Source organism: Streptomyces sp. NPDC001980, from assembly GCF_040296885.1.
Taxonomy (GTDB): Bacteria; Actinomycetota; Actinomycetes; order Streptomycetales; family Streptomycetaceae; genus Streptomyces.
This window is the reverse complement of the sequence record NZ_JBEOYD010000033.1, coordinates 20,964-32,754: the sequence shown is the minus strand read 5'-3', so window position 1 is coordinate 32,754 and position 11,791 is coordinate 20,964. Positions and strand designations below refer to the sequence as shown.

The following is an 11,791-nucleotide window of genomic DNA, read 5'->3' as shown; positions in this document are numbered from 1 at the left end:
ACCAATCGGAAGGACACCGCAGTTGACCTCCCAACCGCTCGCCGCCGTCACCGGGGCCGAGGGTTTCATCGGTTCGCACCTCACCGAGGCGCTGGTCGCCTCCGGGCACCGGGTGCGGGCCATGGCCCAGTACAACTCCTTCTCCTCGTACGGCTGGCTGGAGACCCTCGCCCCGGACGTCCTGGACCAGGTGGAGATCGTCCTCGGCGACGTCCGGGACCCCGGTTCGGTCCGCGGCCTGCTCGACGGCGCCGACACCGCCTACCATCTGGCCGCGCTGATCGCGATCCCGTACTCCTACCGGGCCCCGCACAGCTACGTGGACACCAACGTCACCGGCACGCTGAACGTCCTGGAGGCGGTCCGCGCGCTCGGCACGCCCCGGCTGGTGCACACCTCGACCAGTGAGACGTACGGCACCGCCCAGACCGTACCGATCACCGAGGACCACCCGATCAACACGCAGTCCCCGTACGCCGCTTCGAAGGCCGGCGGGGACCGGCTCGCCGACAGCTACCACGCCAGCTTCGACACCCCGGTGGTGACGCTGCGGCCGTTCAACACCTTCGGGCCCCGTCAGTCGATGCGCGCGGTGATCCCCACGGTCATCGGGCAACTCGCCGCCGGGGAACGGACGATCACCCTCGGGGACCTGCGCCCCACCCGGGACTTCATGTTCGTCAAGGACACCGCCCAGGCGTTCCTGACGGTCGGCACCGCGCCCGCCGAACAGGTGGTGGGCCGGACCTTCAACGCCGGTACCGGCGGGGAGATCTCGGTCGGTGACCTGGTCGCGCTGATCGGCAAGGTCATGGACACCGCCGTGGACGTCCGCGAGGACGAGGCCCGGATCCGGCCGGCGGGCTCCGAGGTGATGCGGCTGGTCGCCGACGCGAGCCGGCTCACCGCGGCCACCGGCTGGCGGCCCGCCCACTCCCTGGAGGAGGGCCTCGCGCAGACCGCCGGGTTCTTCCGCGACCCGGCCAACCTCGCCCGCTACAAGACCGGCATCTACAACATCTGACCCCGTCCGGCACATCTGCGCACGTACACGAAGGAGGAGCCCCATGCACGCAGTGATCCTGGCCGGAGGCAAGGGCGTCCGGCTGCGGCCCTACACGACGGCGCTGCCCAAGCCGCTCGTCCCCATCGGCGACCAGCACGCGATCCTGGAGATCGTGCTGCGCCAGCTCTCCACGGCCGGCTTCACCAGCGTCACCCTCGCCATCGGCCATCTCGGCGAGATCATCCGCGCCTACGTGGGCGACGGCTCCCAGTGGGGCGTGGCCGTCGACTACGCCACCGAGGAGAGCCCGCTGGGCACCATGGGCCCGCTGCTCAACCTGCGCCACCGGCTGCCCGAGTCGTTCCTGGTGATGAACGGCGACATCCTCACCGACCTCGACTACGCCGACGTCCTCGACCGGCACAGAGCCTCCGGTGCCCCGCTGACCATCGCCGCCTACGCCCGCAAGGTGCACATCGACTTCGGGGTGCTGACCACCGCCGACAGCAAGGTGGTCGCGTTCACCGAGAAGCCGAGCATGGACTACCGGGTCTCCATGGGCGTCTACGGCCTGTCCCGCGCCACGCTCGACGACTACACGCCCGGACTCCCGCTCGGCTTCGACGAGTTGGTCCTGGATCTGCTCAAGGCCGAAACTCCCCCGCACGCCTACGAGTTCGACGGGTACTGGCTGGACATCGGCCGCCCGGACGACTACGACCGGGCCAACGCCGAGTTCACCACCCGCAAGTCGCTTCTGCTCAAGGGAGCCTGACCGAGCCATGCGCATTCTCGTCCTGGGCCACACCGGTTATCTGGGCACCCATGTCGCCGCGGGACTGCGGGCCGTGCCCGGCGCGCAGGTCCTCGGCGGCGGTCGCTCGGCCACCGCGGACCACCGCGTCGACCTCGCCACCGTCCGCCCCGAACAGCTGGCCAAGACCCTGGCGGCGGTCGCGCCCGACGCCGTGGTCAACTGCGCGGGCGCGACCGGCGGCGACCCGGTCGCCCTCGCCGAGGTCAACGCCCGCGGCCCGGCGGTGCTGTGCGCCGCGCTGCGGGACGCGGCTCCGGCGGCCCGCCTGGTCCACCTGGGTTCGGCCGCCGAGTACGGCCCCGGCGTCCCGGACGCCCCGGTGACCGAGTCGGCGCCCACCAGCCCGGCGGGCCCGTACGGGGCGACCAAGCTCGCCGGCACGGCCGCGGTGACCGCGGCCGGCCTGGACGCGGTGGTCCTGCGGGTGGGCAACCCGGTGGGGCCCGGGGCGCCGGCCGCCTCGCTGCCCGGCCGGATCACCGCCCTGCTCCGCGAGGCGGGGCCGGACCCGGAGGCGGTGCTGCGGCTCGGCGACCTGTCGGCGTACCGCGACTTCGTGGACGTACGGGACGTGGCCCGTGCGGTGGTCCTCGCGGCCACCGCACGCGGACCGCTGCCACCCGTCCTCAACGTCGGCGGCGGCCGGGCCGTCCCGGTCCGTGAACTGGTGCACGCCCTGGCCGGCCGGGCCGGCTTCTGCGGCCGGATCGAGGAGAGCACGACCGGCTCGGTCCGCTCGGCGCGGGTGTCGTGGCAGTGCTCCGACATCGCCGCCGCCGAGCGGACCCTGGGCTGGCGCCCGGCCCACACGCTGGACGACGCGCTGGCCGCTCTCTGGGAGAGTGACGGTACGCGGTGAGCCTGCTGATTCCGCTGTATGTGCACCCGGCCGAGGACCCGGGCGCCTGGCACCGCCTGATCACCGCCGCGCACCGCACCTACGGCGTGGTCCTCAACCCGGCGAACGGCCCCGGCGACCGCCCCGACCCGGCGTTCGCCGCGGCGGCCGACGCACTGCGCACGGCCGGGGCGCTCCTCCTCGGGTACGTCGACACCGACTACGGCATGCGCGGACCGGCCCAGGTCACCGAGGACCTGCGCCGGCACGAGGAGTGGTACGCGACCGACGGCTGCTTCCTCGACCGGGTGACGGCGACCCCGCAGGGCCTGCCCGCCTGCCGCAGACTGGTGCGCGCCGTACGGAAGTCGGGCGCCGGGACGGTGGTCCTCAACCCGGGCGTCCACCCGGCGCCGGGATACCTCCGGCTGGCCGACCTGACGGTCACCTTCGAGGGCCACTGGTCGACGTACGTGTCGGCCTTCACCCGTCCGGCGTGGGCCGGCCGGCAGCCGCCGGAGCGGCTGTGCCATCTCGTCTACGGCGTGCCCGAGGCCCTGGTCCCGCTCGCCGTGCGCACCGCGCACGAGCGGGGTGCGGCGGTGTGCGGCCCCGTGACGGGCGAACCGCCCAATCCCTGGGCCGAGTTGACACCGGCGCTGACCGGGGCGGAGGCCGAACGATGAGGACACCCGCACGGCCACCGGCCCGGATCCTGCTGCCCGCCGCCCTGACCGCGGCACTCCTCACGGGCTGCTCCACAGCACACCCGGACGCCTCCACCCCGCGGTCGGACGCCCCGTCCACGACCACGAGGTCCTCGGCCGCGGGCAGGAACTCCCCGAGCCCGACCACGAACCCGGGCCCGACCCCGAGCAAGTCCTCTCCTGCCCCCACCCCTTCGGACTCCCCCGAGGCGAGCCCCGTCGCGGCCGTCTGGAAACCCGGGCCCGGCCTGGCCTGGCAGTGGCAGCTGGACGGGGAGGTCAAGCCGACGGTGGACGTGCCCGTCTACGACATCGACGGCTTCGAGAACACCAAGGCGGACGTGGCCGAGCTGCACCGCGCCGGCCGGAAGGTCATCTGTTACGTCAACGTCGGCGCGTGGGAGGACTTCCGGCCCGACAAGGACAACTTCCCCTCGTCGGTGCTCGGGAAGAACAACGGCTGGGCGGGCGAACGCTGGCTGGACATCCGCAAGCTGTCCGTCCTGCGGCCGATCATGGAGCGACGCTTCGACATGTGCCGCGACAAGGGCTTCGACGCGGTCGAGCCCGACCTGGTGGAGGGCTACGCCAACGACACCGGTTTTCGGCTCACCGCCGCCGACCAGCTCCGCTACAACCGCATGATCGCGGACATCGCCCATGAACGCGGCCTGTCGGTGGGCCTCAAGAACGACCTCGCGCAGATCCCGCAGCTGCTCGCGGACTTCGACTTCGCGGTCAACGAGGAATGCGCCCAGTACGACGAGTGCACGAGCCTCACCCCGTTCATCAAGGCGGGCAAGGCGGTGTTCCACGTGGAGTACAAGGAGCCGACCAGTGCCTTCTGCGCCGAGTCCCGGCGGCTGGGCCTGTCGTCGATGCAGAAGAAGCTGGAACTGGGGGTGTGGCGCAAGCCCTGCTGACGGCTGCGCGGCGCGGTCCGGGGTGGTCCGGCGTGGTGCGGGCTCAGCGGACGACGTCGAAGACGTTCTTCTGCACGCCGTTGGCGTAGACCTCGTGCTCGACCAGCTTCAGCTGCTGGGTGTCCTTGTCCGTGGCGCTGAACAGTCGCTTGCCCGCGCCGAGCAGCAGCGGGTAGACGAGCAGGTGGTAGCGGTCGATCAGGCCCGCGTCGGACAGGGCGTGGTTGAGCGCGGCGCTGCCGTGCACGATGACCGGGCCGCCCTCGGTCTCCTTGAGGGCGGCGACCTCGTCGAGCGAGCGCAGGATCGTGGTCTCGCCCCAGTTCGACACCAGGTCGCCCTCGGTGAGGGTGGTGGAGACGACGAACTTCGGCAGCGTCTTGTAGTGCGCGAACTCCGCCATGTCCGGCCAGACCGGGCTGAACGCCGCGTAGCTGGCCCGGCCCATCAGGACCGCGGCCGACTCCTTCTGTTCCCGCTCCTTGATCTCGAACGCCTCGGGGACGAACTCGACGTCCTTGAAGGTCCACCCGGAGTTCCGGTAGCCGGGCTCGCCGCCCGGGCCCTCGACGACACCGTCGAGAGAGATGAAGGCAGTGCTGATCAGGGTACGCATCGGGGTTTCCTCGCCGTCCGGGGTCCGCCGCGGTCGTCCGCGGTGTCTCCCACCCTCTAACCGACAACTAATATTGTCAAGAAAACTAAACTTGTCGGTTGCACTGCTCTTCTGCCTGGGCCTGGCCGTCACGACCGGCGGCGCGGTCCATCACCACCGTGGCCCGCGCGCGGGCAGCACCCGTACCGCCTCCGGCCGCTTCACAGGGCCCGCCGCCGGGGCCCGACCTCACCGGAGGCCGGCGCGCTCCCGGCGTAGCCTGCGGGCCACGACCAGCAGGTCCACGGCCGCCGCCACAGCGAGGGCCGCACAGACCGCGGCGAGGGTGACCAGAGGACCGCGGCCGGGACTGTCACCGGCTCCGGAGCCGGCGGCCCAGGCAGCGAACAGGACGGCCGCCGCGGCGAACAGGGGCAGGAAGAGACCGCTCAGCAGCCGGCGCAGACGCACCGGGCTGCGGGCGGTGACCGGTTCGGTACCGGTCCGCGGGCGGCGGCCGCCGGTCATCGCGGAGCGCTCCCGCGGCGCCGGCCGCCGGGCCCGCTCCGGCTCGGGAGGTTGGTGGTCCACGGCTCTCCCCTTCCTCGGCGATCGGGCATCCGTCCACAGTCGCGTTGCCCGCACCGGCACCGCCAAACCAGCCACTCCGCCGAGTTGGTGGAATTTTCAACCACCTCGGTCTGTTGTCGGCGTCGAAGGAGGTCACGAGTGGACACGACGTACGACACCACGTACTACGACCAGGGAACCGCCGCCGAGCGCTGGGCCCGGGCCCAGCTGTTCTTCGACGCCAAGGACTACGCGGGCGCCGCGCAGGTGCTCGCCGGGCTGGTCGAGGAGGCGCCGGAGCAGACCGGACCCCGGCTGCTGCTGGCGCGCGCCTACTACCACTCGGCCCAACTGCGCCGCGCTGAGGCCGAGTTGCGCAAGGTCGTGGAGCGCAACCCGGTGGAGCACTACGCCCGGCTGATGCTGGGCCGTACGCTCCAGCGGCAGGCCCGGCACGAGGAGGCGGAGCCGCATCTGCGGATCGCCTCGGCGCTGGCCGGGGACTTCCCGGAGGAGTGAGCAGCCGCTGACGAGGAGGGGCTCCCGGCATGGCCGGGAGCCCCTTTCGCCGTCGTACGGGCGGCCGTCACAGCGGTGCGGCCGCGCGCAGGATCAGGAACAGGGTCACCGCCGAGTTCGCCGAGGACATCGCCGATACGAGGGTGCCCGCGGCGGCGCCCCAGACGGCGAGGCCGGCCGCGGTGAACGCGGACGGCCAGCTGCGGGCCACCGGGGCGGGGCCGAGCAGCGCGGCGACCCGGCGCGGCACCGGACCGGTGGCGGCCACCGCGGCCAGCGTCGGCGCCGGGGTGCCCGCGGAGAGCAGCGCGGCCTTGCCGATGGCCCGCGCGACCGTGCGCCGGTCCCCCACCGTGCGGGCCGCCTCCTCGTCCGCCCAGCGCTCGGCCGTGCAGCGGACGGCGGTGCGCAGGGGCCGTAGGAAGGGGTTGGCGCGTGCCGCCAGGTGGACGGCGAGCAGGTGCCGGTGGTGCCGGGCGGCGAGGTGGGCGCGTTCGTGGGCGAACAGGGCCCGGCGTTCGCCCGGGGCGAGGCCGTCCAGGAGCGCGGTGGTGACGACGATCCGGTCGGGGAGCGCGTACGCGTAGGGGGTGCTGTCGGGCAGCACGGCGACCGCACGGCCGGGCAGTGCGGTGAGCGTCCGGCGGGCCTGCCGGGTGACCCGGCGGTGCAGGCGGAGGGTGCGGCCGCCCAGGACCGCGACCGCGGCGAGGGCGGGGATGGCGGCGCGGCCGGCGATCTCGTCGTGCGGGACGGCGGCCCGCACCTCCGGGTCGGACCAGCCGTCCGGGAGGGGGTTGCCGGGGAGCTGGGCGGTGCCGACCACCATCAGCAGGGCGAGGCACAGCGTGCTGCACCCGGCCATGACCACGGCCACCGCGGTGAGCAGCCGGGTGGCGGTGCGCGGATGCAGCCGCCCCTCGGCCAGCCGGGCGACCGGCCACGCGGTCAGCGGCAGGACCAGCGGCAGGAAGACGAAGACCCCCATGGGCGGTCAGTCTTCCGTACCGCCGTGGTCCGCGGGCGGAACGTTCCGAGTGTTCACCGGGCCCGGCCCGGCGGCCTCCAGCAGGGCCCGCAGCACCTGCTCGTCACCGGGCGGCAGGGCGGTGACGAAGCTGGCGAGCACCGCCTCGCGGTCCCGTTCGCCGTCGAGGAGCCGGCGCATCCGCAGGGCGGCGAGCCGGGCCACGTCGGCGGTCGGCGTCCACAGGAAGGAGCGGCCCTGCCGTTCGCGGGCGACGACGTCCTTGGCGAGCAGCCGGGTCAGGATGGTCACGACGGTGGTGTAGGCGAGGTCGCCGCCGAGCCGCTCCTGCACCCAGGCGGCGGTGACGGGACCGCCGGCCTCGCGCAGCGCACCCAGCACCTGGCCCTCCAGCTCCCCCTGCCCCCGCCGGGCCCGCGCCATACCCGTCTCCCTCCGGCGTCAGCATGTGGTGACACCCGCATCGGCGTGTCTGACCACGCTACTTCACGCCGGCCCTGCCCCCGTACGTCCGCCGGCCGCGACGGTGCGCGATCTCGCCGAGCATGATGTCCACGGCGAGGAAGGCGGCCAGCGGGATCCCGAGCAGCGGCACGAAGTAGCCGAGGACCGCGACCACCGCCATCGCCGGGACGAGGAGGTACGGCGGGACCTCCGCCCAGGCCCCGCGCGGGATCGGCCGGCCGAAGGCGGAGCCGCGGCCGCGCTGCCACCACATGCGGTAGCCCCACACGATCAGCAGGATCAGGGCGAGCGCGAGCAGGGCCAGGGCGAGCTGGTTGACCAGGCCGAAGAGGATGCCGGTGTGCAGGTCGATGCCCCAGCGGGTGAGTTTGGCGAGAACCGGGTAGTCGGCGAAGCGCAGGACGTCGGTCACCTCGCCGGTGCCCGGGTCCACGGCGACGGAGTCCTGCTTCTCGGGCCAGCTGCGCTGGACCTGCCGCACCACGTAGGCGCTGTTCGCGTCGGCGGGCGGGACGATCTCGACGGGGTCCCCGAGTCCCTCGGCGCGGGCGGCCGCGAGCACCTTGTCCAGGCCGACGCCGTGCTCGGCGTCGCCGCCGGTCCCGGCCGCCGTGCCGTGGCCCGCGTGCTCGCCGCCGCTCGCGGCCGCCGAGACGGACGGGGTGGCCTGGCCGAGCGAGGTGCGCAGCTCGTCGATGTTGGCGCCGGCGTAGGTGGACCAGGTCAGGCCGGTCGCCGAGAGGAAGACGAAACCGGCGGCGGCCCAGACGCCGACGGTGCCGTGCAGGCCCAGCGTGCGGCGCCGCCCGCTGGTGCCGCGCACCTTGCGCAGCGCCCGCCGCCGGGCGAACCACAGCACCAGGCCGCCGCCCGCGATCACCCACAGCCAGCTCGCCGCGAACTCGCTGTAGAGCCGACCGGTGTCGCCGAGGTGCAGGTCGCGGTGGAGTTCGTCGATCCAGGTGCGCAGCGGGAGCGCGCCCGTCGAGCCGTACTGTTCGAGCGCGCCGCGCACCTTGCCGGTGTACGGGTCGACGAACACCGCGAGGGTGTGGTCCGGGTTCACGCCCTTCACACCCGACAGCAGCACCCTGGTCGTCGCGTCCGCCTCGGGCGACGGCCGTATCGCGGAGACCGTGCCCTCGGGGTGGGCCTTGCGGGCGGCGGCGACCTGCTCGGAGATCGGCAGCTCGGTCCCGCCCACCGGGACGGTCAGCTCGTGGGCGTACACCAGCTTCTCGGCCTGGAAGGAGAAGGCGTACAGCAGGCCGGTGGTGGCGGCGACGAGCAGGAACGGGGCGACCAGGACGCCTGCGTAGAAGTGCAGACGCAGGACGAGCGGGCGCAGCGGGGCCCAGCGGCTCGGGGACGCGGCCGGGACGGTGGGTTGCGGGGCCTCGTCCGTGGAGGTCGAGGGGGCGATGGACATCGAGGGCTTCTCCGGGGGGCTTCTGCGGGGCGGGGACGGTCCAGTAGTCGGAGCGCGCCCGGGCGGAGTTCCCCCCAGTCGAAGTGACCTGAGTCACACGCCATGCCATGGCATGCTGGCTCGATGGCATCTCCCAGTGATCGCGCGCCCCTTGCCGAGCGGATCGAGGAACTCCTCGCCCCCGGCGGCCCGTTGCCCATCGTCGCGGCCGGCGACCCGGTCCTGCGGCGCGGAACCGAGCCGTACGACGGACAGCTGGGCCCGGCCCTGCTGGCCCGCTTCGTCGAGGCGCTGCGCGTCACCATGCACGCGGCCCCGGGCGTGGGCCTGGCCGCGCCCCAGGTCGGCGTCCCGCTGCGGATCGCGGTCATCGAGGATCCGGCACCGGTGCCGGAGGAGGTGGCGGCGGCCCGGGGCCGGGTCCCGCAGCCGTTCCGGGTGCTGGTCAACCCGGTCTACGAACCGGTCGGCACCGCCCGCGCCGCGTTCTTCGAGGGCTGCCTGAGCCTGCCGGGCTGGCAGGCGGTGGTGGCCCGGCCCGCGAGCGTCCGGCTGACCGGCGCGGACGAGCACGGGCACCCGCTGGACGAGGTGTTCACGGGGTGGCCGGCCCGCATCGTCCAGCACGAGACCGACCACCTCGACGGCATGCTCTACCTGGACCGCGCGGAGCTGCGCTCCCTGTCCTCCACCACGGCGATGGCGGAGCGCTGGGCCCAGCCGACCCCGGCGACGGCGGCCGAGGCCCTTGGTTTCGAACTGCCGTGACAACAGCGCCCCGTAAGGGGCGCTGGGGGTACCCCCGGCCGAAGGCTGGGGGAGGAACTGCGCGACCAGCCACGACGGCGCCGCAGCCGACCGACGACCGACCGCGCAGTACCCTCCTAAGGCTCAGCCGCGATACGCCTCAAGCAGCCGCAGCCAAACCTCACTCAACGTCGGATAAGACGGCACCGCATGCCACAACCGGCTGATCGGCACCTCCCCTGCCACGGCGATCGTCGCCGAGTGGATGAGCTCACCCACCCCCGGCCCCACGAACGTGACCCCGTGCAGGATCTCCGTCTCCAGGTCGACCACCATCCGGGCGCGCCCCTTGTAGCCGTCGGCGTACAGCCCGGCCCCGGCGACGGAGGAGAACTCCACGTCGACGGCCCGCACCCGGTGGCCCGCCTCCTCCGCCTCGGCGAGGGAGAGCCCGACGGCCGCCGCCTCCGGTTCGGTGAAGACGACCTGCGGTACGGCGTGGTGGTCGGCGGTGGCCACGTGCGCACCCCACGGCGCGTCCAGGAGCGGCGTGCCCGCGACGCGCGCCGCGATCGCCGCGCCCGCGATCCGGGCCTGGTACTTGCCCTGGTGGGTGAGGAGCGCCCGGTGGTTCACGTCCCCGACGGCGTACAGCCAGTCGGTGCCCTCGACCAGGAGGGTGTCGTCGACCAGCAGCCAGGACCCCGGCTCCAGACCGACCGTGTCGAGACCGATGTCGTCGGTGTGCGGGACGCGCCCCGTGGCGAAGAGGATCTCGTCGGCCTCGATGCGGTCGCCGCTGTCGGTCACGGCCACGACCGTGCCGTTCTCCCGGGTGACCGACCGGACGGACGTACCGGTGCGGACGTCGACGCCGGCCTCCTTGAGGGCGTCGGCGACGAACTCGCCGGCGAACGGCTCCATGCGGTTGAGCAGGCCCTTGCCGCGGACCAGGAGGGTGACCCGGGAGCCGAGGGCCTGCCAGGCGGTCGCCATCTCGGTGGCGACGACACCGCCGCCGACGACGATCAGCCGGCCGGGTGCCTGCTGGGCGCTGGTGGCCTCGCGGCTGGTCCAGGGCTTCACCTCGGCGAGGCCGGGCAGGTCGGGCAGCTGGGCACGGGTGCCGGTGGATACCGCGACCGCGTGCCGGGCGGTGAGGGTGGTGAGGGTGCCGTCGGGGCCGGTCACGGTGACCGTGCGGGGTCCGGCGAGGCGGCCGTGGCCGCGGTAGAGGTCGGCACTGATGCCGTCGAGCCAGGCGACCTGGCCGTCGTCCTTCCAGTCCGAGGTGAAGTAGTTGCGGCGGGCGAGGACCGCGGCGGTGTCGAGGGGGCCCTGGACCGCCTGGGCGAGGCCGGGCAGGCGGAGGGCGTCGGCCTGGGCGATGACCGGGCGCAGCAGGGCCTTGCTGGGCATGCAGGCCCAGTACGAGCATTCGCCGCCGACGAGTTCGCTCTCCACGACCGCGGTGGTGAGGCCGGCCGCACGGGTGCGGTCGGCGACGTTCTCCCCCACGGGCCCGGCCCCGAGCACCACGACGTCGTAAGCGATGGATTCCGTTTCCGTCATGGGGCCAGTCTTGCGGGTGGTGTGCGCGGGGGCCACACGGGTAGGCAGGCGGAATACCTGCCCGGTCGGACATGTTGTCGCGAGCGGTTCCGCCCCGCCCCGGGGTGCCCCCCACGTCAGGAAGAGGGAAGCACGCATGAGCAGCACCGTGGAGCTCACCAAGGAGAACTTCGACCAGACGGTCACCGAGAACGAGTTCGTCCTCATCGACTTCTGGGCGTCCTGGTGCGGCCCGTGCCGGATGTTCGCGCCGGTCTACGAGAAGGCCGCGCAGGACAACCCCGACCTGGTCTTCGGCAAGGTGGACACCGAGGCGCAGCCGGAGCTGGCGCAGGCCTTCGGTATCCAGTCGATCCCGACCCTGATGATCGTCCGCGACCAGGTCGCCGTCTTCGCCCAGCCGGGTGCCCTGCCGGAGGCCGCCCTGACGGACGTCATCGGCCAGGCCCGCAAGCTGGACATGGACGAGGTCCGCAAGAGCATCGCCGCGCAGCAGGGCAGTGCGCAGAGCGAGTGAGACCCGGTAAGTCGAGTTATAGCTTCTTAAAGATCACTGGAAAGCCGGACTCGCCGCCGAACCGGGCACCGGTGCCGGGGGGCGGCGGCTCCGCCGAC

General features: G+C 73.3%; 14 protein-coding genes. 8 read left to right on the top strand and 6 right to left on the bottom strand.

Annotation, left to right across the window (positions count from 1 at the left end):
• The first annotated feature begins 22 nt into the window (after positions 1 to 22).
• From ABT137_RS37060 to ABT137_RS37040, 5 genes are read left to right on the top strand one after another with little or no spacing between them, the layout of a single operon-like run.
• The gene (locus tag ABT137_RS37060) at positions 23 to 1,024 is read left to right on the top strand and encodes a GDP-mannose 4,6-dehydratase (RefSeq protein WP_351715633.1); all 1,002 of its coding nucleotides are present in this window, start codon (positions 23 to 25) and stop codon (positions 1,022 to 1,024) included.
• A 43-nt stretch (positions 1,025 to 1,067) separates the two neighbouring features.
• Positions 1,068 to 1,781, top strand: a complete 714-nt coding sequence (locus ABT137_RS37055) for a nucleotidyltransferase family protein (protein WP_351715632.1) — start codon at positions 1,068 to 1,070, stop codon at positions 1,779 to 1,781.
• 7 nt (positions 1,782 to 1,788) lie between these two features.
• Complete coding sequence (locus ABT137_RS37050; protein WP_351715630.1) at positions 1,789 to 2,682, top strand: NAD-dependent epimerase/dehydratase family protein; 894 nt, start codon at positions 1,789 to 1,791, stop codon at positions 2,680 to 2,682.
• Complete coding sequence (locus ABT137_RS37045; protein ID WP_351715628.1) at positions 2,679 to 3,347, top strand: spherulation-specific family 4 protein; 669 nt, start codon at positions 2,679 to 2,681, stop codon at positions 3,345 to 3,347. The genes ABT137_RS37050 and ABT137_RS37045 overlap by 4 nt, the downstream gene beginning before the upstream one ends.
• The gene (locus ABT137_RS37040; RefSeq protein WP_351715626.1) at positions 3,344 to 4,291 is read left to right on the top strand and encodes an endo alpha-1,4 polygalactosaminidase; all 948 of its coding nucleotides are present in this window, start codon (positions 3,344 to 3,346) and stop codon (positions 4,289 to 4,291) included. Before ABT137_RS37045 ends, ABT137_RS37040 begins: the two co-directional genes overlap by 4 nt.
• A 43-nt stretch (positions 4,292 to 4,334) precedes the next feature.
• Here ABT137_RS37040 and ABT137_RS37035 read toward each other — a convergent pair whose 3' ends face one another.
• Both ABT137_RS37035 and ABT137_RS37030 read right to left on the bottom strand, forming a co-directional pair.
• The gene (locus ABT137_RS37035; protein WP_351715624.1) at positions 4,335 to 4,907 is read right to left on the bottom strand and encodes a dihydrofolate reductase family protein; all 573 of its coding nucleotides are present in this window, start codon (positions 4,905 to 4,907) and stop codon (positions 4,335 to 4,337) included.
• 228 nt (positions 4,908 to 5,135) lie between these two features.
• Positions 5,136 to 5,414, bottom strand: coding sequence for a DUF6343 family protein (locus tag ABT137_RS37030; RefSeq protein ID WP_351715762.1), 279 nt, complete (start codon positions 5,412 to 5,414; stop codon positions 5,136 to 5,138).
• Positions 5,415 to 5,615: 201 nt separating this feature from the next.
• Here ABT137_RS37030 and ABT137_RS37025 point away from each other — a divergent pair, with 201 nt between their 5' ends.
• On the top strand, positions 5,616 to 5,975 hold the full coding sequence (locus ABT137_RS37025; protein ID WP_351715621.1) for a tetratricopeptide repeat protein: 360 nt from the start codon (positions 5,616 to 5,618) through the stop codon (positions 5,973 to 5,975).
• Between the two features lie 67 nt (positions 5,976 to 6,042).
• Here the strand turns inward: ABT137_RS37025 and ABT137_RS37020 are convergent, their stop codons facing one another.
• The 3 genes from ABT137_RS37020 to ABT137_RS37010 are packed head-to-tail and all read right to left on the bottom strand — an operon-like array spanning position 6,043 to position 8,857.
• Positions 6,043 to 6,963 (bottom strand): M56 family metallopeptidase, encoded by a 921-nt coding sequence (locus ABT137_RS37020; protein WP_351715620.1) that lies wholly within the window; start codon positions 6,961 to 6,963, stop codon positions 6,043 to 6,045.
• Positions 6,964 to 6,969: 6 nt separating this feature from the next.
• Complete coding sequence (locus ABT137_RS37015; protein WP_351715618.1) at positions 6,970 to 7,386, bottom strand: BlaI/MecI/CopY family transcriptional regulator; 417 nt, start codon at positions 7,384 to 7,386, stop codon at positions 6,970 to 6,972.
• 58 nt (positions 7,387 to 7,444) lie between these two features.
• A complete protein-coding gene (locus tag ABT137_RS37010; RefSeq protein WP_351715617.1) occupies positions 7,445 to 8,857 on the bottom strand; it encodes a PepSY-associated TM helix domain-containing protein in 1,413 nt (470 codons plus the stop codon).
• Between the two features lie 123 nt (positions 8,858 to 8,980).
• Between ABT137_RS37010 and ABT137_RS37005 the strand changes: the two genes are divergently transcribed.
• A complete protein-coding gene (locus ABT137_RS37005; RefSeq protein ID WP_351715615.1) occupies positions 8,981 to 9,625 on the top strand; it encodes a peptide deformylase in 645 nt (214 codons plus the stop codon).
• A gap of 123 nt (positions 9,626 to 9,748) precedes the next feature.
• On the opposite strand, the gene ABT137_RS37000 is transcribed toward ABT137_RS37005, so the two are convergent.
• Positions 9,749 to 11,176: a dihydrolipoyl dehydrogenase family protein gene (locus tag ABT137_RS37000; RefSeq protein ID WP_351715614.1), complete on the bottom strand. Its 1,428-nt coding sequence runs from the start codon at positions 11,174 to 11,176 to the stop codon at positions 9,749 to 9,751.
• Positions 11,177 to 11,312: 136 nt separating this feature from the next.
• On the opposite strand from ABT137_RS37000, the gene trxA reads away from it, so the two are divergent.
• Positions 11,313 to 11,693: a thioredoxin gene (gene trxA, locus ABT137_RS36995; RefSeq protein WP_351715613.1), complete on the top strand. Its 381-nt coding sequence runs from the start codon at positions 11,313 to 11,315 to the stop codon at positions 11,691 to 11,693.
• The last annotated feature ends 98 nt before the right edge of the window (positions 11,694 to 11,791 follow it).

Excerpts from the sequence above, each read along its gene's own strand:
- ABT137_RS37055 (WP_351715632.1), top strand. The coding sequence starts at position 1,068 with ATGCACGCAGTGATCCTGGCCGGAGGCAAGGGCGTCCGGCTGCGGCCC.
- ABT137_RS37050 (WP_351715630.1), top strand. The coding sequence starts at position 1,789 with ATGCGCATTCTCGTCCTGGGCCACACCGGTTATCTGGGCACCCATGTC.
- ABT137_RS37040 (WP_351715626.1), top strand. The coding sequence starts at position 3,344 with ATGAGGACACCCGCACGGCCACCGGCCCGGATCCTGCTGCCCGCCGCC.
- ABT137_RS37035 (WP_351715624.1), bottom strand. The coding sequence starts at position 4,907 with ATGCGTACCCTGATCAGCACTGCCTTCATCTCTCTCGACGGTGTCGTC.
- ABT137_RS37030 (WP_351715762.1), bottom strand. The coding sequence starts at position 5,414 with ATGACCGGCGGCCGCCGCCCGCGGACCGGTACCGAACCGGTCACCGCC.
- ABT137_RS37020 (WP_351715620.1), bottom strand. The coding sequence starts at position 6,963 with ATGGGGGTCTTCGTCTTCCTGCCGCTGGTCCTGCCGCTGACCGCGTGG.
- ABT137_RS37015 (WP_351715618.1), bottom strand. The coding sequence starts at position 7,386 with ATGGCGCGGGCCCGGCGGGGGCAGGGGGAGCTGGAGGGCCAGGTGCTG.
- ABT137_RS37010 (WP_351715617.1), bottom strand. The coding sequence starts at position 8,857 with ATGTCCATCGCCCCCTCGACCTCCACGGACGAGGCCCCGCAACCCACC.
- ABT137_RS37005 (WP_351715615.1), top strand. The coding sequence starts at position 8,981 with ATGGCATCTCCCAGTGATCGCGCGCCCCTTGCCGAGCGGATCGAGGAA.
- ABT137_RS37000 (WP_351715614.1), bottom strand. The coding sequence starts at position 11,176 with ATGACGGAAACGGAATCCATCGCTTACGACGTCGTGGTGCTCGGGGCC.
- trxA (WP_351715613.1), top strand. The coding sequence starts at position 11,313 with ATGAGCAGCACCGTGGAGCTCACCAAGGAGAACTTCGACCAGACGGTC.